This is a genomic window from Aeromonas sp. R7-1 (assembly GCF_040908115.1).
Classification (GTDB): Bacteria; Pseudomonadota; Gammaproteobacteria; order Enterobacterales; family Aeromonadaceae; genus Aeromonas; species Aeromonas caviae.
This window is the reverse complement of record NZ_JBFODD010000019.1, coordinates 40,793-62,828: the sequence shown is the minus strand read 5'-3', so window position 1 is coordinate 62,828 and position 22,036 is coordinate 40,793. Positions and strand designations below refer to the sequence as shown.

Below are 22,036 nucleotides of genomic sequence, written 5' to 3'. Positions count from 1 at the left end.
AGGAGCCGGAGTTTGGCCGATAAAAAGCTGTTTACTCCTTTATCAGGTACACAACGGATCTTCGAGGCCGTCTTGATCGCCATCACCCTGATGGCGGCCTATCTTTTGCTTGCCCTGCTGACCTACCATCCCGCCGATCCCGGCTGGTCGCAAACCTCCTGGCAAGGGGAGGTGAAAAACCTCGCGGGCAGCGCCGGTGCCTGGCTCGCCGACATCACCATGTTTACCTTCGGGGCCTTCTCCTATCTGGTGCCCCCCCTGGTAGTGCTGCTTGGCTGGAGCCTGTTCTGGCGCCCGAGCAAGCTGCTGGAAGTGGATTACCTCACCCTGTCGGTACGGATCATCGGCTTCGTGCTGACGGTGCTTGGCATGTCCGCCATCGCCAGCATGAACTTCAACGACTTGCAGAACTTTTCCGCCGGCGGCCTGGTGGGGGATGTGATCGCCTCCGCCGTGGTGCCGCTGTTTGGCGGCGTGGGGGCCAACCTGATGCTGCTCTGCTTCGTGGCGACCGGCATCACCCTCTTTACCGGCTGGTCCTGGCTCACCATTGTCGAGCGCATCGGTGCTGCCTGCACCGGCTCTGTCAGCGCCATCTACCATTTCCCCACCACTCTGGGCCGCTGGCTCACCGGTGGCTGGCGCCAGCCCCGCTATGAGGGGCCGGATCCCCTGCTGGAAGGGGGCGTGGGCAGCTTCCAGCAGGAAGAGGATGACGAAGACCCCCACGGCAGCTGGACACGCAACCCCAAGGCGAAGAATCGCGCTCAAAAGACAAAAGCTGACGAATGGCTGCCGGAGCTTGACGAAGACACCTTCCAGTTCGATCCGCAGTTTGACGACGAAGAGGACGAGGCTCCGGCGCCTGCCGCCAAGGGCAAGCGCGTGGCCAATGGCCGTCCGCGTCCTGCCGTGCGCCAGGAGGAAGATGACCTCGACTTGCCCTGGGCGGAGGGGGATGACGAACCCGATGCTCCCGTTGCCGCGGCGCCGGTGAAAGCCAAGCGCCGTCCCCAGCCCGGTCTGGCCCCTTTGCCGAGCATCGATCTGCTGGACAGGCCGCCCACCAAGACCCAGATGATGAGCAAGGACGAGCTGGAGCGCATGGGCCGGCTGGTGGAGGCGAAGCTCGCCGATTACAACGTGCAGGCCAAGGTGGTGGGCGTCTATCCCGGTCCCGTCATTACCCGCTTCGAGCTGGACCTGGCGCCGGGCATGAAGGCGAGCAAGATCACCAATCTTTCCCGGGATCTCGCCCGTTCTCTCTCTGCCAGCAGCGTGCGGGTGGTGGAAGTGATCCCGGGCAAGACGTTCGTCGGGATCGAGCTGCCCAACCGGGTACGCCAGACCGTCTACCTGCGGGAAACCCTCGACTGCGAGGCGTTCGCGGCCAGCCGCAATCCGCTCACCATGGGGCTGGGTCAGGACATCGCGGGGGAACCCGTGGTGGTGAACCTCGCCAAGATGCCCCACCTGCTGGTGGCCGGTACCACGGGCTCGGGCAAGTCGGTGGGGGTGAACACCATGATCATCTCCATGCTCTACAAATCCTCCCCCGAGGATCTGCGTTTTATCATGATCGACCCCAAGATGCTGGAGCTCTCGGTCTACGAAGGGATTCCGCACCTGCTGACCGAGGTGGTCACCGACATGAAGGATGCCGCCAACGCCCTGCGCTGGTGCGTAGGCGAGATGGAGCGTCGTTACAAGCTGATGTCCGCGGTCGGGGTGCGCAACCTCAAGGGGTACAACGACAAGGTGCTGGCCGCCATCGAGGCGGGGGATCCCCTGGTCGACCCCCTGTGGCGTCCGGGCGACTCCATGGATCAGATGCCGCCGGAGCTGGAAAAACTGCCCCACATCGTGGTGGTGGTGGACGAGTTTGCCGACATGATGATGATCGTCGGCAAGAAGGTGGAGGAGCTTATCGCCCGTATCGCCCAGAAGGCGCGGGCGGCCGGTATTCACCTTATCCTCGCGACCCAGCGCCCGTCGGTGGATGTCATTACCGGCCTCATCAAGGCCAACATCCCGACCCGTATCTCCTTCCAGGTGTCGAGCAAGATCGATTCGCGCACCATCCTGGACCAGGGGGGCGCCGAATCCCTGCTCGGCATGGGTGACATGCTCTACATGCCTGCGGGCACCTCAAACCCCACCCGTGTCCACGGTGCCTTCGTCGATGACCACGAGGTACACAAGGTGGTGGCGGACTGGAAACTGCGTGGGGAGCCGGATTACATCGACGAGATCCTCTCCGGCGAGTCGGACGGCGAGGGCGGCGGCGGCGACTTCGGCGGGGGCGGCGATGAAGAGCTCGATCCCCTGTTCGACGAGGCGGTGGCCTTCGTGGTGGAATCCCGCCGTGGCTCCACCTCCAGCGTCCAGCGCAAGTTCAAGATCGGTTACAACCGGGCGGCCCGTCTCATCGAGCAGATGGAAAACCAGGGCATCGTCAGCGCCCCGGGCGGCAACGGCCAGCGCGACGTGCTGGCACCGCCGCCGGTCCGTGACTAAGCCTCACATCATCCTGGCCATGCCCTCTGCGGGCGTGGCCTTTTATCGAGAACCTCCCTATGAAGAGCCTGATGAAAAAACAACTGTTGATGGGTTCCATTCTGCTGGTCGCCAGCAGCCAGGTATGGGCCGATGCGGCCAGCGATCTCAAGGAGAAGCTCTCCTCCGTCAATGTCTTCTCCGCCACATTTGCCCAGACCGTCTATGACAGCAAGGGCAAGGAGCTGCAAAAGGCGAGCGGTTCCCTGCTGGTGCAGCGACCCAACCGCTTCAACTGGCACACTACCTCCCCGGACGAGAGCCTGATCGTGGCCGATGGCAAGGATGTGTGGGTGTACGACCCCTTCGTCGAGCAGGTCACCGCCCTCAAGATGAAGGATGCGGTGCTCAATACCCCCTTCGTGCTCATCGCGGGCAACGACAACAGCCTCTGGAAGAACTATGACGTGACCCAGGAAGGGGACGTCTACACAGTCACCAGTCGCAACAAGGACGAGCTGATCGCCTCCTTTCGCATCACCTTCGACCGTCAGAACAACATCAGTCGCTTCGACGTGAAAGAGGCGCAGGGGCAGTGGAGCGAGTTCACCCTGAGCAGCTTCAACCGCAAGCCGGTGCTCAAGGGCAACGAATTTGTCTTCAAGATCCCGAAGGGGGTCGAGCTGGACGACCAGCGCTGATGCCCGGGCAGGCGCTGACCTTGTTGGCGGGCCGCCCGGCAACGGCGGCCCGCATCCTTCCTGACGGTCAATGCAGATGAGCAATTTATCCCTGGATTTCTCGTCGGACTTTCGTCCGCTGGCGGCCCGGATGCGGCCGCAAACCCTCGAGCAGTACATCGGCCAGCAGCATATCCTGGGGCCGGACAAGCCCCTGCGAAAAGCGATCCTGGCGGGGCACTGCCACTCCATGATCCTCTGGGGGCCCCCCGGCACCGGCAAGACCACGCTGGCAGAACTGGTTGCCCACTACTGCCAGGCGGAGGTGGAGCGGCTCTCGGCGGTCACCTCCGGCATCAAGGAGATCCGCGCGGCCCTCGACAAGGCGAAGGAGAACGGCTGGCGCGGGGTGCGCACCATCCTGTTCGTGGATGAAGTCCACCGCTTCAACAAGAGCCAGCAGGATGTCTTCCTGCCCCACATCGAAGACGGCACCATCACCTTCATCGGCGCCACCACCGAGAACCCCTCGTTCGAGCTCAACAATGCGCTGCTCTCCCGGGCCCGGGTCTATCTGCTCAAGAGGCTGGAGGAGCAGGACATCCTCGCCATGATCGATCAGGCGATGCAGGACCCGCGCGGTCTCAATGACCCTAGCCTGCGCTTTGCCCCCGGGGCCAAGGAGGCGCTGGCGAAAGCCGTGGAAGGGGACGGGCGCAAGTCTCTGAACTATCTGGAGCTCCTGGCCGACATGGCCGAGGCCGACAGCTCAGGGGCGCGGGTGATCGACAGTACCCTGCTCGCCGCCGTGGTGGGGGAGCACGTGGCCCGTTTCGACAAGGGCGGCGATCACTTCTACGACCTCATCTCGGCGGTGCACAAGTCCATTCGCGGCTCGGCACCGGATGCGGCCCTCTACTGGTATGCCCGCATGGTGAGCGCCGGCTGCGATCCCCTCTACATCGCCCGCCGCTTGCTGGCGATTGCCTCGGAAGACGTGGGCAACGCCGATCCCCGTGCCATGCAGGTGGCGCTCTCGGCCTGGGATTGCTTCCATCGCATCGGCCCGGCGGAAGGGGAGCGGGCCATCGCCCAGGCCATCGTCTACCTCGCCTGCGCCCCCAAGAGCAATGCGGTCTACACCGCCTGGAAGGCGGCGCTTCACGACGCCAAGAACCTGCCGGACTTCGAGGTGCCGCCGCACCTTCGCAATGCCCCTACCAAGCTCATGAGCGAGCTGGGCTATGGCGCCGAGTATCGCTACGCCCACGACGAGCCGGGGGCCTATGCCGCCGGCGAGCAGTACTTCCCCCCGGAGCTTGCCGGCAAGCAGTACTATCAGCCCACCGAGCGGGGGCTTGAGAAGCAGATAGCCCAGAAGCTCGACTATCTGCACGAGCTGGACAAGCAGAGCCCGCGCAAGCGATAGGAAAGACCTTCAAGCCCCTCGCCCGGGAAAGCGCACGGCAAAGGCATCAGGGGAGGGGGGCCTGGCAAAAACGGGCGCAATAGTCCCTGTTCGGGCGGGGGGGCGGTCTGCTACACTGCCCGTCTGACCCCGGTTGTCTTGGTCTTGCACCATCTTCTTGATTTCGAAGGCCCGATTCCGAAGGCAAAGGGGTGCGCCAACCGATGTTAACTTCCGGATCTGTTTCCCAACCCGGTCACGATGACCCGGGCCCAGATCCCATTAAAAAAAGTAGGTAAACCATGCTGGATCCCAAATATCTGCGCAGCGACATCACCGAAGCTGCCGCTCGTCTGGCGACACGTGGCTACGTTCTGGACGTAGCGGCGGTCAATGTTCTGGAAGAGAAACGCAAGGATCTGCAGTCCCGCACCCAGGAGCTGCAGGCCGAGCGCAACGCCCGCTCCAAGTCCATCGGTGAGGCTGCCCGTCGTGGTGAAGATGTTGCCCCCCTCAAGGCCGAGGTGACCAAGATCAACGACGAGCTCGAGACCAGCAAGGTCGAGCTGGAGGCCCTGCTGGCCCAGCTCAAGGGGATCGCCGACGCCATCCCCAACCTGCCGAGCGAGACCACCCCGGTGGGCCGTGACGAGAACGACAACGTGGAGGTCCGCCGCTGGGGCACTCCCCGTGAGTTCGATTTCCCGGTACGCGATCACATCGATCTGGGTGAGGCGGCCAAGGGGGTCGACTTCAAGAACGGCGTCAAGCTCTCCGGCGCCCGTTTCGTGGTGATGAAGGGTCAGATTGCCCGTCTGCACCGCGCCCTGGCCCAGTTCATGCTGGACCTGCACACCCTGCAGCACGGCTACACCGAGTGCTACGTGCCCTATCTGGTCAACCCGGACAGCCTGTACGGCACCGGTCAGCTGCCCAAGTTCTCCCAGGATCTCTTCAATACCGGCATCGAAGGGGAAGGGGAAGACGAAGGCAAGGTGCGCAAGTTCTCCCTCATCCCGACCTCCGAAGTGCCGCTCACCAACATGGCCCGTGACGAGATCTTCGACGAGCAGGAGCTGCCCATCAAGATGACCGCCCACAGCCCCTGCTTCCGCTCCGAAGCGGGCTCCTACGGTCGTGATACCCGTGGCCTCATCCGTATGCACCAGTTCGACAAGGTCGAGATGGTGCAACTGGTGCACCCGGAAAAATCCTGGGATGCCCTGGAAGAGATGGTGGGTCACGCCGAGAAGGTGCTGCAACTGCTGGAGCTGCCGTATCGCGTGATGGCGCTTTCCACCGGTGACATGGGCTTCTGCGCTGCCAAGACCTACGATCTGGAAGTGTGGCTGCCGGCCCAGAACACCTATCGCGAGATCTCCTCCGTCTCCAACTGCACCGACTTCCAGGCGCGCCGTATGCAGGCTCGCGTGCGCATCGACGGCAAGCCGCAGCTCATTCACACCCTGAATGGTTCCGGTCTGGCGGTGGGTCGTACCCTGGTGGCCGTGCTCGAGAACTACCAGCAGGCAGATGGCCGCATCGCCATCCCGGCTGCGCTGCAATCCTACATGGGCGGCCTGACCCACATCGGGTAAGCGCTCGTTGCAGACGACAACGCCATGGCATGCCATGGCGTTGTGCATTCTGGGCCCGGGAAACCCGCCGCAAGGGGAAGGGATAGCTCCCTTCGGGCCTGTAACACAATTTTATCAAGCATTGCGCAATCGTTTTTGTTAGACTGCGCCGCAATTTCGCAGGACATCTTTTTCTATGGTCTGGATTGATTACGCCATCATCGGCATCGTCGGTTTCTCCGCCCTCATCAGCCTGGTGCGCGGCTTTCTCAAGGAGGCCATGTCTCTGGTCACCTGGTTCGTCGCCTTTTTCATTGCCAGCCATTTCTATCCCGATCTCGCCGTCTATTTCACTTCTTTCTCCGATGCCATGGTTCGCAACGGTCTGGCCATCGCCGCCCTGTTCGTGGCGACCCTGATCCTCGGCAGCGTGGTGAACTACGTGGTGGGCCTGCTGGTGGAAAAGACCGGGCTTTCCGGCACCGACAGGGTGCTCGGGGTCTGTTTTGGCGCCATTCGCGGGGTGCTGATCGTCAGCGCCCTGCTGTTTTTCATGGATACCTTCACCAGCCTCTCCCAGAGCGACTGGTGGGGGGCGTCCAGGCTGGTGCCGGAGTTCAAGCCGGTGATCCAGTGGTTTTTCGGGTTCATGATGAACTCGTCCAGTTTTCTTCAACAGGTACAGTGACTTCGAGGTAGCAAAGACATGTGCGGTATTGTCGGTATAGTTGGCACCACCCCCGTCAATCAGGCCCTCTACGACGCCTTGACGGTGTTGCAGCACAGGGGACAGGATGCCGCCGGGATCGTGACCATTGACAGTGGAAACTTCCGGCAACGCAAGGCCAACGGTCTGGTGAAGGATGTGTTTGAAGTGCGCCACATGCAGCGCCTGAAAGGGAATATCGGCATCGGACACGTCCGTTATCCCACCGCAGGCAGCTCCAGTGCGGCAGAGGCGCAGCCGTTTTACGTGAACTCCCCCTACGGCATGGTGCTGGCCCACAACGGCAACCTCACCAATGCCAAGGAGCTCAAGGAGCAGCAGTTCAAGGTGGCCCGCCGCCACATCAACACCACCTCGGACTCCGAAGTGCTGTTGAACGTGCTGGCCCACGAGCTGGACTTGTGCGACAAGATGGCGCTGCGCCCGGAAGATATCTTCTCGGCGGTGCGCAAGGTGCACCAGCAGATCCGCGGCGCCTATGCCGTGGTCTCTCTGGTGATCGGTCACGGCCTCATCGGCTTTCGCGACCCCAACGGCATTCGCCCGCTGATCCTGGGTCGCCGGGTCGACGAGCAGGGGCAGGTGGAGTACATGCTCGCCTCCGAGAGCGTGGCCCTCGACGCCATCGGCTTCGAGACGGTGCGTGACGTCGCCCCGGGCGAGGCCATCTACATCACCGAGCAGGGCCAGCTCTTCTCCGAGCAGTGTGCGGAAAGCCCGCAGATGAACCCCTGCATCTTCGAATACGTCTACTTCGCCCGTCCCGACTCCTTCATCGACAAGGTCTCCGTCTATGCCGCCCGCCTCAACATGGGTCGCAAGCTGGGCCAGAAGATCGCACGGGAGTGGGACGATCTCGACGTGGACGTGGTCATCCCCATCCCCGAGACCTCCTGCGACGTGGCGCTGGAAATCGCCCACACCCTGGGCCTGCCGTACCGTCAGGGCTTCGTGAAGAACCGCTACATCGGCCGTACCTTCATCATGCCGGGCCAGACCCAGCGCAAGAAGTCGGTGCGCCGCAAGCTCAACGCCATCAGCTCCGAATTCAAGGGCAAGAAGGTGTTGCTGGTGGACGACTCCATCGTGCGGGGCACCACCTCCGAGCAGATCATCCAGATGGCCCGTGAAGCGGGGGCCGCCAAGGTCTACTTCGCCTCGGCCGCGCCGGAAATTCGCTTCCCCAACGTCTACGGCATCGACATGCCCACCGCCAACGAGCTCATTGCCCATGGCCGTGAAGTGGAAGAGGTGTGCAAGCTTATCGGTGCCGACGGCCTCATCTTCCAGGATCTGGAAGATCTGGAAGAGGCGGTGCGGGAGATCAACCCCGAGCTGCGCCACTTCGAGACCTCGGTCTTCAACGGTCACTATGTGACCTCCGACGTGGATCAGGGGTATCTGGACCACCTCAATGCCCTGCGCAGCGACGACAACAAGGCGGTGCGCGAGTGGCAGGAAGGGACCAGCAACCTCGAGATCTTCAACGAAGGCAGTTAAACGTTTTCAGATTGCCAGCGCGATGAAAAAAGATGGGGGCCTAGGCCCCCATCTTGTATTCGTGCACTCGGCGCAGCGCCTGGACAACCCACACAAGGGTCCTCAGGCCAGATCCTCCCCGTTGCTCGCGATCACCTTTTGGTACCACCAGAACGACTTCTTGCGCCGGCGGGCCAGGGTGCCATGGCCGGCGTCGTCCCTGTCCACGTGGACGAAGCCATAGCGCTTGCTCATCTCGCCGGTGGAGGCGGAGACGAGATCGATGCAGCCCCAGCTGGTGTATCCCATCAGGGGCACGCCGTCCTCGATGGCATCCCCCATGGCCTCGATGTGGGCGCGCAGGTAGGCGATGCGGTAGTCGTCCTCTATCTCCCCTTGCTCGTTCACTTCGTCCACTGCACCCAGGCCGTTTTCCACCAGGAAGAGGGGCTTCTGGTAGCGATCGTGCAAGGTGTTGAGGGTGATGCGAAGGCCCAGGGGATCGATGCCCCAGCCCCACTCGCTCACCTCGATGTGGGGATTGCGCAGGGACTTGACCACGTTGGCCTCGCTGGTGTTGCCCGCATTCATGTCGGCGGCGGCGCAGCGGGAGGCGTAGTAGCTGAAGGAGACGAAATCTACGGTGTGCCTGAGGATCTCGTCATCTTCCGGCCCCTTCACCAGGGTGACCCCCTTGTCACGAAACACCCTCTGCGCATAGGCCGGATAGGCGCCCCTGGCTTGCACGTCGATGAAGAGGAGGTTCTCCCGATCTTTCTGGAGGGCGGTCCAGACGTCGGCGGGCTTGCAGGAGTAGGGGTAGAAGTTGCCCCCCGCCAGCATGCAGCCCACCTGGTTGGCCGGGTTCACCTCGTGGGCGATCCGGGTCGCCAGGGCGCTGGCCACCAGCTCGTGGTGGGCGGCCTGATACTTCACCTGATCCTGGTGCTCCCCTTGCTCGAACACCAGCCCCGCCCCGGAGAAGGGGCTGTGCAGCAGGATGTTGATCTCGTTGAAGGTGAGCCAGTACTTCACCAGGCCGTCGAACTGCTCGAAGCAGGTGCGGGCGTAGCGGGTGAAAAACTCCACCATCTGGCGGTTGCGCCAGGAGCCGTACTCGGTCACCAGGTGCATGGGCACATCGAAGTGGCACAGGGTCACCAGGGGCTCGATGTTGTACTTTCTGCACTCCTCGAACACCGCGCGGTAGAAGGCGATGCCCTCGGCATTGGGCTCGCGCTCGTCCCCCCTGGGGTAGAGACGGGCCCAGGCGATGGAGGTGCGAAACACGGTGAAGCCCATCTCGGCCATCAGGGCGATGTCCTCCCGATAGCGGTGATAGAAATCGATGGCTCCGTGGCTTGGGTAGAACTCGTCATCTTGCAGGGTGATGCGCTTCTCCTGGCCGAGTTTGACCGCCATGCGGCGCGGGCCATGGGGGATCATGTCTACCGTGGTCAGCCCCTTGCCCCCCTCGAGATAGCCGCCCTCCGCCTGATTGGCGGCCAGGGCACCGCCCCAGAGAAAGCCCTCGGGAAATCTTGTTAACGACATTGGTTACCTCTTGTCATGTCTGAATGGGGTGTCACAGTCCGGCCTGCGCCTGGCTGGTGGCGACGGGTTGCACGGGCTCGGCGCGGGGGGCCGGGCTCTCGACCGGAATGTCCTCGAACCCCATCACCAGGGTCAGCACGAAGGAGAGCACCACGGAGAGGGCCATCACGCCGAACACCCAGGCGATGGTCATGGGGTTGGCCGGATCGAAGAACTGCACGCTGGTAAAGAGCCCGGGGGCGGCCATGGAGTGGCTGGCGAGCCCCGCCATGCCGGCGACGGCGCCGCAGACAAAGCCGCTGATGAGGCTTGCGATGAGCGGACGCTTGAGGCGCAGGGCCACACCGTAGAGCGCGGGTTCGGAGATCCCCGCCATGATGGCGGAGGCGGCCGCCGCGAGCGCCGTCTGGCGCAGTTCCGGGTTACGGGTGCGCCAGGCCACCGCCAGGGACGAGCCGCCAAGAGAGAGATTGGCGCCGATTTCGGAGGGCATGACCATGCCTTCCTTGCCGGTCTCGGCGATGGTCTGGATGATGGTCGGGGTGAAGACGCGGTGCATGCCGGTCATCACCAGCAGGGGCCAGAGCGCCCCCATGATGGCCACCGACAGCCAGCCCAGGTAGTCGTGGACCGTGTAGACCAGGCCGGAGATGGCGGTGCCAATCCAGATGCCGACGGGGCCGATGAAGAGGATGGCGAGCGGTGCCGCGATCAGCACGATCAGCATGGGCTTGAGGAAGTTCTTGGTGACCGCCGGGGTGATGCGGTCGACCCAGCCCTCGATGTAGGAGAGGCACCAGGTCATCACCAGGGCCGGAATGACGGTGTAGGTGTATTTGACCGCGGTCACCGGGACCAGGGCGAAAGTCACCTGCTCCCCTTCGGCGGCTCTGGCCATCAGCTCGATGAAGCTGGGGTGCACCAGCACGCCTGCGATGGCGATGGCCAGGGACATGTTGGTCTTGAACTTGACGGCGGCGGAGGCGGCCACCATCAGGGGCAGGAAGAAGAAGGCCCCATCCCCGGCCACCGTGAGGATGGTGAGGGTCGAGGAGCCTTTCTCCAGCATGCCGGTCATCTCCAGCACCATGGCCAGCAGCTTGAGCATGGAACCGCCGATGATGGCCGGGATGAGGGGGGACATGGTGCCGATCAGGGCGTCGAGGATGGCGGCGCCCATGCGGCGCAGGCTCCAGCCAGCGGAAGCCTCCGCAAGCGGAGTCTGCCCGCCACCCTGGGGCAGCAGGGCCAGCACCTCGCGATAGGCGTGGGAGACGGTGTTGCCGATGATCACCTGACACTGGTTGTCCGCCTGCACCACCCCGAGCACGCCGGTGATCGCCTTGAGGGCAGGGCCATTGACCCGGGCGGGATCGCCGAGCACAAAGCGCAGCCGCGTCATGCAGTGGGTCACGGCGACGACGTTGTCGGCGCCGCCGAGTGCGGTGATGACGGTACCGGCCAGAGCCGCATAGTTTTTTGACATCGAGGTAGATCCTTTTAACCAAGTGGGCCTGCTCGCCCCCGCCGCCGCGAAGGGCGGGAACGCGCATGAAACTGAGTGTGGAACCGGTTCCACATAGAGTGCGCGGCCTGAGCGCGGGAGACAAGCATCTTGTGCAGCGAGCGTCCGGATCCGTGAATGGGATCACTGAACCCGGGCCTGCACGCCATTCGTGCGACGACAAGCCGGGGGCGGTGCAGTACACTGCGCCCCGTTACGAGCAAGGGAGAACACAATGACGACGATGCTGGAGGTGGCAAGGCGGGCAGGGGTGTCGAAGGCGACGGTCTCCCGGGTGTTGTCGGGCAATGGTTACACCAGCCAGGAGACCCGGGACCGGGTGCAGCAGGCCATCGAGGAGTGCGGCTATCGCCCCAACCTGGTGGCGAGGCAGCTGGCGACCAGGCATACCCGGACCCTGGGACTGGTGGTCACCAACACCCTCTACCACGGCGTCTACTTCGGCGAGCTGCTCTCCCAGGTGGCGCGGATGACCGAGGATCGCGGGCGCCAGCTCATACTGGCGGACGGCAAGCACAGCGCCGACGAGGAGCGCCAGGCCATCCAGTATCTGCTCGATTCCCGTTGCGATGGCGTCATCATCTATCCGCGTTTTCTTGGGGTGGAGGAGATGGACGAGATCATCGAGCAGCATGAGCAGCCCATCATGGTGCTCAACCGGCGTCTGAGCCGCCATCCGGCCCACTGCGTCTATGCGGATCAGCAGGCGGCGGCGGAGGCGGTGGTGGACAAGCTGGTGGCCATGGGGCACAGGGAGATCGCCTTCATCGCAGGCTCTGCGGATTCCCCCACCGGCGCCGAGCGCCTGGCTGGCTACCGGCAGGCGCTGATCCGGCACGGCATCCCCGTGCTGGAGACCTTGATCGCCCCCGGCAAATGGACCCCCGCCTGTGGCGCGGCCGCCGTCTCGACCTTGCTGGCGCGAGGCGCTCGCTTCAGCGCCCTGGTGGCCAGCAACGATGACATGGCGATCGGGGCCATCAAACGGCTGCACGAAGCCGGTGTGATGGTGCCTGACGAGGTTTCGGTGGTGGGGTTTGACGACATCCCCCTGGCCCCTTACGTCATTCCCGCGCTGTCGAGCGTCAAGATGCCGGTGAACGGGATGATCCAGGAGACCATCAACCGCCTGATCACCATGGTGGAGGAGGGGAGCCGGGACGCACTGCCCGCCTTCAGCGGCACCCTGATCCGCCGCGACTCCCTCAGGCGTCTGACGGGCTGAGCCATGATGGCGGTGGGCAGGCCGGGCGGGATCCGTTAGCATAGGCCCCCCGGCGCCAGGCGCCGCGTGTCGTATCAACAGATGAGAGTTCAGATGGATGACCTGTTAGCCCCCGTTCGCCAGTTCCTGCATTGCGAGACCCCGGATGAGTGGGTGGAAATGGCGCGGGATCCCGCCCAGTTGCCGACCCTGCTTATCGATCACGCCAACTGCGAGAACAAGGCGGCACTCACCGCCCACAGCCTGGTGCGCCGCTACTGCCTGCCCAAGGAGAAGCGTCACCTGCTGCCCAAGCTGACCTTCTACCGGGAGCTCGATGCCTTGCCGGAGAAGGCGGAGATCCTCGGCAAGCGCACCATGGGCGAATCAGACAGGAGCGTGTTTGCCGAGCTGGAGCGCAATCCCCTGCTGTTCCCCATGGTGCGCCTCATCCAGGAGGAGCTGCACCACTTCGAGCAGGTGCTGGAGATCATGGCCGCACGGGGCATCCCCTATGGTCCCGTCACCGCCTCCCGCTATGCCCGCAGCCTGCTGACCCATGTGCGCACCTACGAGCCGGCGGCCGTGGTGGACAAGATGATCATCGGTGCCTATATCGAAGCGCGATCCTGCGAGCGTTTTGCCAGGCTGGCCCCTCATCTGGACGAGGAGCTTGGCCGCTTCTATGTCTCCCTGCTGCGCTCGGAGGCGCGTCACTATCAGGACTACCTGGCCCTGGCACAGACGTTCGCAGACGAAGACATCAGCGAGCGGGTGGCCTTCTTCGGTCGCCTGGAGGCCGAGCTCATCTGTTCGCCGGATCCGCAATTCCGGTTCCATAGCGGACTGCCTGTCAGATCTGACAGTTGTTGAGGTGACGGGGGCTGCCTACCATTCCCCTGTTCCTACTACGAGCGACGCAATCACTTTTTGAGCGCAATCCCCCGGCGACTGATGAGACATCAGGCCGGGTTTTTTTATGTCTGGCGCAAGGGGAAACGCGCCGCGGGATCAGCGGCGGTATTCGTTGTTGTAGTTCTGAATGAGGCGGCGGGTGACGTCGTGCTGGGGATCGGCGAAGACCCGCAAGGTCTTGCCGCGCTCCACCACACGGCCTTCGTGCATCACCAGCACCTCGTCGCTGATGTGGCTCACGATCCCCAGATCGTTGGCCACCAGCACATAGCTCAGCCCCATGGTCTCCTGCATCTCCAGCAGCAGGTTGATGATCTGGGAGCGTACCGAAATATCCAGGGTCGAGAGCGCCTCGTCCGCCACCACTATCTTGGGATTGAGGATGAGCGCCCGCGCCAGCCCCACCCGCTGCTGCTGGCCGGCGGAGAGCATCTGGGGATAGAAGAGGGCGTGGTCGGGCAGCATGCCCACCATGCGCAGGGTCTGGATCACCTTCTCCCGGCGCTCCTCCTCGCTCAGGGCCGTGTTGAGGCGAAGGGGGGTCTCCAGGATCTGGCCGACCCGGATTTTCCGGTTAAGGGAGGTGTTGGGATCCTGGAAGATCATCCGCAGCAGCTTGCAGCGGGTCTGGTAATCGCCGTGGACCATGGGTTGCCCCTCGATGGCGATCTCCCCGCCGGTCGGTTCAATCATGCCTGCCAGAATGCGGGCCAGGGTGCTCTTGCCCGAGCCCGCCTCCCCGACGATGGCCAGGGTCTGGCCCACCTCGAGATCGAACGAGAGGGGCTTTATCGCCTCCACCGCGCGGCGCCTGAACAGGCCGGTGCGGTTCTGGTAGGTCTTGCACAGGCCCCTGACCTGCAACAGGGAAGGTTCGGTCACGACGTGGTCTCCTTGGGTGTGCTCGCCGGATAGAGGGGCTGACGGGGCGGGCAGGTGCCCCGGATCAGGGTCTGGTGCCGGTTCATTTCTTCGGTTCTTCCATGTTGAGGGGGAAGTGGCAACTGAACTGATGCCCCTTGACCTTGCTCATCAGCGGCGTCTGCACGCACTGCTTCTGGGCGTAGGGGCAGCGTGGGCCGAGGCGGCAGCCGATGGGCAGATGCTGCAGCGGCGGTATCACCCCGGGCAGGGTCTCGAGCCGGGACTTGTGGCGCACCAGCTTGTCAAAGTCCGGGATGGACTTGAGCAGGGCATCCGTATAGGGGTGGTGAGGGGATTCCAGGATCTGGTCCCGGGTCCCCACTTCCACCATCTGGCCGCAATACATGATGTTGAGGGTGTCGGTCAGGTTCGCGATGGCAGCGATGTCGTTGCTGATGATGAGGATGGTGGTATTGCCCAGCTTGTTCATCTTGTCCAGCAACCGCAGGATCTGGGAGTGGGTGGTGGACTCCATGGCGCTGGTGGGCTCGTCCGCCACCAGCAGGCGCGGCTGGTTGGCGATGGCCATGGCGATCATCACCTTCTGGCACATGCCGTCCGACAGTTCGTGGGGATAGGCCCGCATCACCTTGCGGTGATCCTTGACCCCGACCCGGTGCAGCAGGGCGATGGCCCGCTTCTTGCGCCACTGGAAGCGCTGCCAGAACTTGCCGGTGAAGGCGCTGGTGGGGATGGCCTCCTCGAGCTGGGTGCCTATTTCCTCGGAGGGGTCGAGGCAGCTGATGGGGTCCTGGAAGATCATCGCTATCTCCCGCCCCATGATGCGGCGCCGTTCCTTGGGCGCCATGGTCAGCAGATCCATGTCGTTGAAGCGCATCCGGTCGGCGCGCACCGTCCAGTTGTCCTTCTGGATGCCGACGATCACCTTGGCCACCAGGCTCTTGCCCGAGCCGGATTCCCCCACCAGCCCGCGGATCTCCCCCTCGTTCAGGGTCAGGCTGACTCTGTCCACCGCCTTGACCTTGCCCTGGGGGGTGTCGATTTCGATGGTGAGGTTGCGTATGTCGAGCAGGGGCATCAGCAATGTCTCCCGTTTAGGGCGCAGCCAGGTCGCTCAGGGCGTCCGTGGGCGGGGATAGATAACAAGGCTGGCAACATCAGTCGTTCCCCTCTTTGAGTGCTTCGCGAATGCCTTCGCCCACCAGGTTGGTCACCAGCACGCTGAACAGGATGGCCATCCCGGGCAGGGTCACCGTCCAGGGGGCCAGATAGATAAGATCGCTCGAATCGGCCAGCATGGCACCCCACTCCGGCTGGGGAGACTGGGCCCCGAGGCCGAGGAAGCCCACCGCCGAGATGTCCAGAATGGCGGCGGAGAGGGTGCGGGTGGTCTGGGTCACCAGGGTCTCGACGATGTTCGGCAAGATGGCCAGACGCATGATCCGCTGGGGCGGAGAGCCGTCGAGGCGGCTGGCGATGATGTACTCCTTCTGCATCTCGGCGTGGACCGCGTTGTAGGTGGCCCGGATGAAAGGCGGTATCAACGCGAGCGTGATGGCGATCAGGGTGTTGAACAGACCCGGCCCCAGGATAGCCACGACGATGATGGCCAGCAGCAGGGACGGGATGGAGAGCAGGGTATCGAGCAGGTGATGGAGCACGCTCGACTTCACCCCCTTGCTCATGCCGCCGAGGATGCCGATGGCCGAGCCGATGACCAGCGCGATGAGCACCACCAGCAGGGCGTTGCCGAAGGTGAGTCTGGCCCCGGCCACCAGACGGGAGAGGATGTCGCGCCCCAGATCGTCGGTACCCAGGAAGTAATCGATGTTGCCGCTGTTGGCCCAGGAGGGGGCGAGCAGCAGGTGGTTGCTGTGCTGATCGTCGATGCCGTAGGGGATCACCAGGGGGCCGATGAGGGTCACCAGCAGCAGCAGCCCGAAGCACCAGAGCCCCGCCATGGCCAGCGGGTTGCGCCGGTAGGAAGCCCAGGTCTGCTCCAGGGGGGAGAGGATCTTGAGCTCCGGATAGATGTTCGATTTATCGTGCATGATGCAGGCTCCCGTGCTGGTCGCAAGGGGATGGGCACGTCTGTGCACCGGCGGCCCATGGGCCGCCGTGGTTCATCCACAGACCGCAATCAATCTTGTCTTGCATAGAGTTCTTTACGCCGTGCCGGATACATGATGGTGGTCAGCAGATCGGTGCTGACGCTGATGAAGATGACGAAGCTCGCCACCACCAGGAAGGCGCCGCGGATGGCGGCATAGTCCTGCAGCGCGATGCTGCTCACCAGCCAGCGGCCGATGCCGGGCCAGTCGAACACCACCTCGGTGATCATGGCGGAGGTGAGCACGCTGCCAAGTTGCAGCCCCAGCAGCGGCAACACCGGGGGCAGGGCGTTCTTGAGCCCGTGACGCCAGACGATCTGGCGGCGGGAGAGTCCGCGGCTGGCGGCGGCCTTGATGTAGTTCTGTTTCATCACGTCGATGAGGGAGCTGCGCACGTGGCGGATCACCTCGGTGGTGGGCACCACGGCCAGCACCAGGGAAGGCAGTACCAGATGGCGCAGGGCGTCGTGCAGGGCCGCCTCCCGCCAGGGCTCCTGGCTCATCAGCACATCGACAATGGCGATCCCGGTGATGGAGGGCACGTCGTAGAGCAGGCTGATCTGGCCAGAGGAGGGGAGCCAGCCAAGATCCAGGGAGAAGAACATCACCATCAGCAGCCCCAGCCAGAAGACCGGGATGGCATAGCCGACGAGGCCGGCGGCCATGATGGAGAGGTCCGGGCTGCGCCCCTGATAGAGGGCCGCCAGGGTGCCCAGAGGGATGCCCACCAGCAACGAGATGGCGAAGGCGGCGAGGCAGAGGGTCAGGGTCGCTGGGAAGTAGTGACGGATCTCGTCGAGGACCGGCTGGCCGGAGACGCTGGAGAGCCCGAAATCCCCGGCGGCGATGCGCTGGAGGAAGTCAGGATAGCCGTGCCAGAAATCCAGCACCTGGGTGATGAGGCGAAACTCCAGGAGGTAGGCCCCCAGAGTCAGCACCAGGAGGGTGATCACCAGCAGGGTGATGCGGCGCAGGATATAGAAAAACATGCTTATGCCTCCTGGGGACGGTGCGCCGATGGCCCGACGATGGAGTGGTTATCTGTCATGGTCACTCCCGATGGGCCTGGTTGAAGGTGGTGCCGCCAAAGGGCATCAGGGTCAGCCCCTGAATGTCGCTGCGACTCACCTGGGTTCTCAGGGCATGGGCCAGGGGAATGAGCGGCAACTGCTCGTTGAGCAGGGACTGGGCATAGTAATAGTTGCGCAGGCGGAAGGCGAGCTGCGGGGTGGTCACCGCATCGTCCAGCAGCTGATCGAAGGCGGGGCTGCACCAGCGGCTGTAGTTGTTGCCCCGCTCGACGGCGGCGCAGCTCAGCAACTGGCGGAAGAAGTTGTCCGGATCCGCGTTGTCGGCGATCCAGCCCGAGAGCAGGCTGTCATATTGTCCATGGGCGAGCCGGGTCTCGATGACCGGCCAGGCCTGCTGCACTATCTTGAGGCTCACCCCAATCTTGGCGAAATCGCTGCGCATCAGTTGCGCCGTCTTGAGGCCGTCCGGGTTGTAGGGACGGGCGCCGGGTTGCACCAGCACCTGCATCTCGAAGCCGTTGGGGTAGCCCGCGTCCTTGAGCAACTGGCGAGCGAGCTTGAGATCCGGCTTGCGTTGGGGCAGGGAGGGATTGTAGCCCCAGGATAGGGGCGGCAGCAGGCTGGCGGCGCTCTGGCCGGTCTCGAAATAGACCGCCTGCAGCAGATTCTGCACATTGATGGCGCTGGCGAGGGCCTGGCGCACCTGCACCTTGTTGAAAGGGGCCTTGCGGGTATTGAGGGCGAGGAAGGCGACGTTCATCCCCGACTGCACCGACAGATCCAGGTGGGAGTCTTTGTCTATCACCGACAGCTGGCTGGCAGAGGGGGTGCTCATCACGTCGCACTCGCCGGTCAGCAGCTTGGCAAGGCGCTTGGAGGACTTGGGCGTGATGTCGTAGATGAGCTGCTCCATTCTGGCCTCGCCGCCCCAGTAGCCGGGGTGGCGCAGGTAGCGCACGAACTCGTTGTGGCGATACTCCTTGAAGCTGAAGGGGCCGGTGCCGATGGGGCGGCTGTCCAGCAGCGCCGGGGTGCCGGCCTTTAGCATCTGCTCCCCGTACTCGGCGGAGAGCACGATGGCGTAGTCGCTGGCCAGGGTGGCGAGGAAGGAGGCATCGGGGCGGTTCAGCTCGAACACCACCTCATAGGGCCCCTTCTTGTAGACCCGCTTGATGAGGTTGCCGAGCCCCAGGCTGTAAAAATAGGGGTACTCGCCGCCGGAGACGGCGTGGAAGGGGTGGTGTTCGTCCAGCAGACGCTGCCAGGTGAACAGGACGTCGTCGGCATTGAAGTGACGGGTCGGGCTGAACCAGGGGGTACGGTGGAAGGTCACTCCCTTGCGCAGGGTCAGGGTATAGGAGAGGCCGTCCTCGCTGCTTTGCCAGCGGGTGGCGAGCCCCCCTTCGATGCCGAGGGTGTTGGCATTGACCTCGAGCAGGCGATCGTAGATGGGACGTGCACTGGCATCCAGGGTCGCATCCGAATTGGCAAGCTGCGGGTTGAAGGTTCGGGGTGCCCCTTCGGCACAATAGATGAGCCCGGTTTTGGAGGCTTCATCGCGTTTCTGACAGCCGCTGACCAGGACCAGGAGACCAAGCAGCAGGGGGGTGAGCATTCTCATGTTGGAACCATGTTTTCAGACAAAGTTGCCCGCCAGGGGGCGGGCGCGTTGCGGGGGGCGGCCGGGCAGGCGCTCCCGTCGGGGGTGACGTGCGCCGCGTTATCCGCGCGCACAGACCCGGTGCCAGGCATCAGCCCGCCTCCTGGTTGCCACTGTTGTCATCCCCGTCCAGCAATTGATATTTGCGCAGCATCCCCCGGAACTGGTGATAGCTCAGGGCCAGCAACTGGGCTGCTTTGCGCTGATTATACTGGGATTGCTGCATCGCTTGCTTGAGTAAATTAATCTCGTACTCCGCCACCGCCCCTTTGAGATCCAGCGGCAGGGTCGGGGTCGGGGCCATCTCTGCCGAGGTCGGCGCGTCCGTAGAAGGGGCGGCGTCACCTCGGGCACGGGGGCGCCAGGGGGAGTCAAAGGGATTGAGCACCAGCTCCGCCAGCGGCAGCTGGGGGTTGCCCTGGCGATAGAGGCTGCGCTCCACCACGTTCTTGAGCTCCCGCACGTTGCCCGGCCAGGGGTAATCTTGTAGCAGCTGGGTCGCCTTGCGCGAGAAGCCGGCAAAGAGCGGATACCCCAGCTCCCGGGTCATGCCGTGGGCGAAGTGCTCCGCCAGCATCAGGATGTCCTCGCGCCGCTCCCGCAGGGGGGGCAGGGTGATGACATCAAAGGCGAGCCGGTCCAGCAGGTCGTGGCGAAACCGTCCTTTCTGTGCCAGTGCAGGCAGATCCTCGTTGGTGGCGCACACCAGCCGCACATCCACCTTGAGGGGCTTGGCACCGCCCACCCGTTCGAACTCCCCGTACTCGATGACCCGCAGCAGTTTTTCCTGCACCCGGGCGCTGGTGGTGGCCAGTTCGTCGAGGAACAGGGTGCCGCCGTCGGCCCGCTCGAAGCGCCCCTGATGGCGCTTGGCGGCGCCAGTGAAGGAGCCCGCCTCGTGGCCAAACAGCTCGGTCTCCAGCAGGCTCTCGCTCAAGGTGGCGCAGTTGATGGTGACAAAGCTTTGATCCCAGCGATCCGAGAGATAATGTAGGCGGTGGGCGATGAGCTCCTTGCCGGTCCCCCGCTCGCCGATGATGAGTACGGGCTTGCGCAGCGGCGCGAGGCGCGATGCCTGCTCGATGATTTCTAGAAATGCGTTGGATTCACCCAACAGACTTTCCGTGGCCGTGGTCATCCCTGCCCCTGTGAGTTGAAAAATCTGGTTAATCTTACCAAAAGTTGGTTATTTTAATCATCACTTGTTTCCCCGGGACTTGAACTGCATTCTGAGTGCCCATATAAATCAACAAGTTAAATATTGTTCCAGATTGGCACACAAGTTGCCATTGTCAATGGAGACACAACCCGATGCCTATCACAGGAGTACAATCATGAGCATTTTTTCTCGCCTGGCCGACATCATCAATTCCAATCTGACGGCCCTGCTCGACAAGGCGGAAGATCCCCAGAAGATGGTGCGTCTGATCATCCAGGAAATGGAAGATGAACTGGTGAAGGAGCGCTCCAATCTGGCCCGCTTCCTCGCGAATCAAAAAGAGATCGGCCGTCAGGTGAGCCGCCATCAGGAGCGGGTCGCCGAGTGGCAGGGCAAGGCCGAGCTGGCCCTGACCAAAGGGCGCGAAGATCTGGCCCGGGCTGCCCTCATCGAGAAGAGCAAGCAGGCGGAGCTTGCCGACGCCCTGTCTCGGGAACAGCAGGCGGTGGACAGCGGCATCGAGAAGCTGGGGGAGGAGATCCGCCAGCTGGAAGCCAAGCTGGAAGACGCCCGTGCCCGCCAGAAGGCGATGGCCATTCGCAGCGAAGCCGCCAGCAGCCGTCTCAACGTGCAAAGCCAGGTGGCCCGTGGCGACAGTCAGGCCGTGGTGAGCAAGTTCGAGCGCATGGAGCGCCGCATCGACGAGATGGAAGCCCGCGCCGATCTGGGGCAGTCCGACAAGGCGCTCGCCCAGCAGTTTGCCGAGCTGGAAGCGGACGACCAGATCAGCCGCGAGCTGGAAGCCATGCGCCAGAAGCTGGGCCAGCACAATCCGGCACCGAAACAGGGAGAGTAACAGATGGAAGATCTGCTGGGTGTATTGATGGTTCCCATGGTGGTCTTCATGGTGGTGGTGGCCCCCATCTGGCTGGTGCTGCACTACCGCGCCAAGGGACGCATTGGCGCCGGTCTTGCCGATGGTGAGCGTGAACAGCTGCAGGGCTTGCTGGTGCGTGCCGAGAAGATGCAGGAACGGGTCGGCGCCCTGGAGTCGATTCTGGATGCCGAGGTTCCTGGTTGGAGAAACAAGGTATGACGGTTTTCAATGAGAGATGTCATGACTGTGGCAAAAAGCCGGAGCGGGCCGGAACCCTATTGGCGTCGATTCTGGATGCGGAAGTCCCCGGTTGGAGGAACAAGGTATGAACAGTGTCAGTCGTGAAGGGCGCAACCTGTACCGGGATCCCCAGCGGGGCAAGATTGCCGGGGTCTGTGCCGGTCTGGCAGAGTACTTCGGGGTGGAGACCTGGATCGTGCGGCTGCTGGCCATCAGTGGTCTCATCTTCGCCGGTTTCATCACCTTCACTGCCTATATTGCCGCCTGGTTCCTGCTCGACAAGAAGCCGGTCACCCTCTACTCCCAGGAAGATGCCGAGTTCGCCGAGGTGCGGATGAAGGCGCGCAGCTGGCAGGCTGGCGTCACACCTCATCAGGCCCTTGCCCGCATCGGCCAGGAGCTGGATGCACTGGAGCCCAGGGTGCAGCGCATCGAGAAGCTGGTGACCTCCAAGGAGTTCACCCTGCAACGGGAGTTCAGCAAGCTCTAATCGTGCCGGGCCGCGAGG

General features: G+C 63.4%; 19 protein-coding genes. 11 read left to right on the top strand and 8 right to left on the bottom strand.

From position 1 onward, the window contains the following. Window positions 1–12 precede the first annotated feature (12 nt). The 6 genes from AB5Y51_RS02990 to purF all read left to right on the top strand — a co-directional run bounded on the left by AB5Y51_RS02990 (window position 13) and on the right by purF (window position 8,388). Window positions 13–2,517, top strand: coding sequence for a DNA translocase FtsK (locus AB5Y51_RS02990; protein ID WP_103260007.1), 2,505 nt, complete (start codon window positions 13–15; stop codon window positions 2,515–2,517). 71 nt (window positions 2,518–2,588) lie between these two features. Continuing rightward, window positions 2,589–3,197 (top strand): outer membrane lipoprotein chaperone LolA, encoded by a 609-nt coding sequence (gene lolA / locus AB5Y51_RS02985; protein WP_039039163.1) that lies wholly within the window; start codon window positions 2,589–2,591, stop codon window positions 3,195–3,197. 70 nt (window positions 3,198–3,267) lie between these two features. Beyond that, window positions 3,268–4,605: a replication-associated recombination protein A gene (locus tag AB5Y51_RS02980; protein ID WP_368178043.1), complete on the top strand. Its 1,338-nt coding sequence runs from the start codon at window positions 3,268–3,270 to the stop codon at window positions 4,603–4,605. Window positions 4,606–4,886: 281 nt separating this feature from the next. Continuing rightward, window positions 4,887–6,182: a serine--tRNA ligase gene (gene serS, locus AB5Y51_RS02975; protein WP_039039009.1), complete on the top strand. Its 1,296-nt coding sequence runs from the start codon at window positions 4,887–4,889 to the stop codon at window positions 6,180–6,182. Between the two features lie 175 nt (window positions 6,183–6,357). Further along, the gene (locus AB5Y51_RS02970) at window positions 6,358–6,849 is read left to right on the top strand and encodes a CvpA family protein (protein WP_324049474.1); all 492 of its coding nucleotides are present in this window, start codon (window positions 6,358–6,360) and stop codon (window positions 6,847–6,849) included. 18 nt (window positions 6,850–6,867) lie between these two features. Next, window positions 6,868–8,388 (top strand): amidophosphoribosyltransferase, encoded by a 1,521-nt coding sequence (purF, locus tag AB5Y51_RS02965; RefSeq protein ID WP_041215287.1) that lies wholly within the window; start codon window positions 6,868–6,870, stop codon window positions 8,386–8,388. Window positions 8,389–8,490: 102 nt separating this feature from the next. Here purF and AB5Y51_RS02960 read toward each other — a convergent pair whose 3' ends face one another. Beyond that, window positions 8,491–9,921: a 6-phospho-beta-glucosidase gene (locus AB5Y51_RS02960; RefSeq protein ID WP_368178042.1), complete on the bottom strand. Its 1,431-nt coding sequence runs from the start codon at window positions 9,919–9,921 to the stop codon at window positions 8,491–8,493. A gap of 31 nt (window positions 9,922–9,952) precedes the next feature. After that, window positions 9,953–11,407: a PTS cellobiose/arbutin/salicin transporter subunit IIBC gene (gene ascF, locus AB5Y51_RS02955; RefSeq protein WP_323893066.1), complete on the bottom strand. Its 1,455-nt coding sequence runs from the start codon at window positions 11,405–11,407 to the stop codon at window positions 9,953–9,955. A 253-nt stretch (window positions 11,408–11,660) separates the two neighbouring features. On the opposite strand from ascF, the gene AB5Y51_RS02950 reads away from it, so the two are divergent. Both AB5Y51_RS02950 and miaE read left to right on the top strand, forming a co-directional pair. Next, window positions 11,661–12,671: a LacI family DNA-binding transcriptional regulator gene (locus AB5Y51_RS02950; RefSeq protein WP_167825498.1), complete on the top strand. Its 1,011-nt coding sequence runs from the start codon at window positions 11,661–11,663 to the stop codon at window positions 12,669–12,671. A gap of 93 nt (window positions 12,672–12,764) precedes the next feature. Beyond that, window positions 12,765–13,523, top strand: coding sequence for a tRNA-(ms[2]io[6]A)-hydroxylase (gene miaE / locus AB5Y51_RS02945; RefSeq protein ID WP_042016277.1), 759 nt, complete (start codon window positions 12,765–12,767; stop codon window positions 13,521–13,523). Window positions 13,524–13,661: 138 nt separating this feature from the next. Here the strand turns inward: miaE and AB5Y51_RS02940 are convergent, their stop codons facing one another. The 6 genes from AB5Y51_RS02940 to pspF form a co-directional block, all read right to left on the bottom strand. Then, a complete protein-coding gene (locus AB5Y51_RS02940) occupies window positions 13,662–14,447 on the bottom strand; it encodes an ATP-binding cassette domain-containing protein (RefSeq protein ID WP_201997397.1) in 786 nt (261 codons plus the stop codon). A gap of 82 nt (window positions 14,448–14,529) precedes the next feature. Beyond that, entirely contained in the window at window positions 14,530–15,528 is a 999-nt protein-coding gene (locus AB5Y51_RS02935; RefSeq protein ID WP_010674529.1) for an oligopeptide/dipeptide ABC transporter ATP-binding protein, read from the bottom strand. A gap of 79 nt (window positions 15,529–15,607) precedes the next feature. After that, on the bottom strand, window positions 15,608–16,501 hold the full coding sequence (locus tag AB5Y51_RS02930) for an ABC transporter permease subunit (RefSeq protein ID WP_010674530.1): 894 nt from the start codon (window positions 16,499–16,501) through the stop codon (window positions 15,608–15,610). Window positions 16,502–16,590: 89 nt separating this feature from the next. After that, window positions 16,591–17,550, bottom strand: coding sequence for an ABC transporter permease subunit (locus tag AB5Y51_RS02925; protein WP_010674531.1), 960 nt, complete (start codon window positions 17,548–17,550; stop codon window positions 16,591–16,593). 61 nt (window positions 17,551–17,611) lie between these two features. Then, window positions 17,612–19,207, bottom strand: a complete 1,596-nt coding sequence (gene sapA / locus AB5Y51_RS02920) for an ABC transporter substrate-binding protein SapA (RefSeq protein WP_010674532.1) — start codon at window positions 19,205–19,207, stop codon at window positions 17,612–17,614. Between the two features lie 136 nt (window positions 19,208–19,343). Further along, on the bottom strand, window positions 19,344–20,390 hold the full coding sequence (pspF, locus tag AB5Y51_RS02915) for a phage shock protein operon transcriptional activator (protein WP_368178041.1): 1,047 nt from the start codon (window positions 20,388–20,390) through the stop codon (window positions 19,344–19,346). Between the two features lie 196 nt (window positions 20,391–20,586). Between pspF and pspA the strand changes: the two genes are divergently transcribed. The 3 genes from pspA (at window position 20,587) to pspC (ending at window position 22,018) form a co-directional block, all read left to right on the top strand. Then, entirely contained in the window at window positions 20,587–21,267 is a 681-nt protein-coding gene (gene pspA / locus AB5Y51_RS02910) for a phage shock protein PspA (RefSeq protein WP_010674534.1), read from the top strand. A gap of 3 nt (window positions 21,268–21,270) precedes the next feature. Next, entirely contained in the window at window positions 21,271–21,507 is a 237-nt protein-coding gene (pspB, locus tag AB5Y51_RS02905; RefSeq protein WP_005300084.1) for an envelope stress response membrane protein PspB, read from the top strand. A 106-nt stretch (window positions 21,508–21,613) separates the two neighbouring features. Continuing rightward, the gene (gene pspC / locus AB5Y51_RS02900) at window positions 21,614–22,018 is read left to right on the top strand and encodes an envelope stress response membrane protein PspC (protein ID WP_010674535.1); all 405 of its coding nucleotides are present in this window, start codon (window positions 21,614–21,616) and stop codon (window positions 22,016–22,018) included. The last annotated feature ends 18 nt before the right edge of the window (window positions 22,019–22,036 follow it).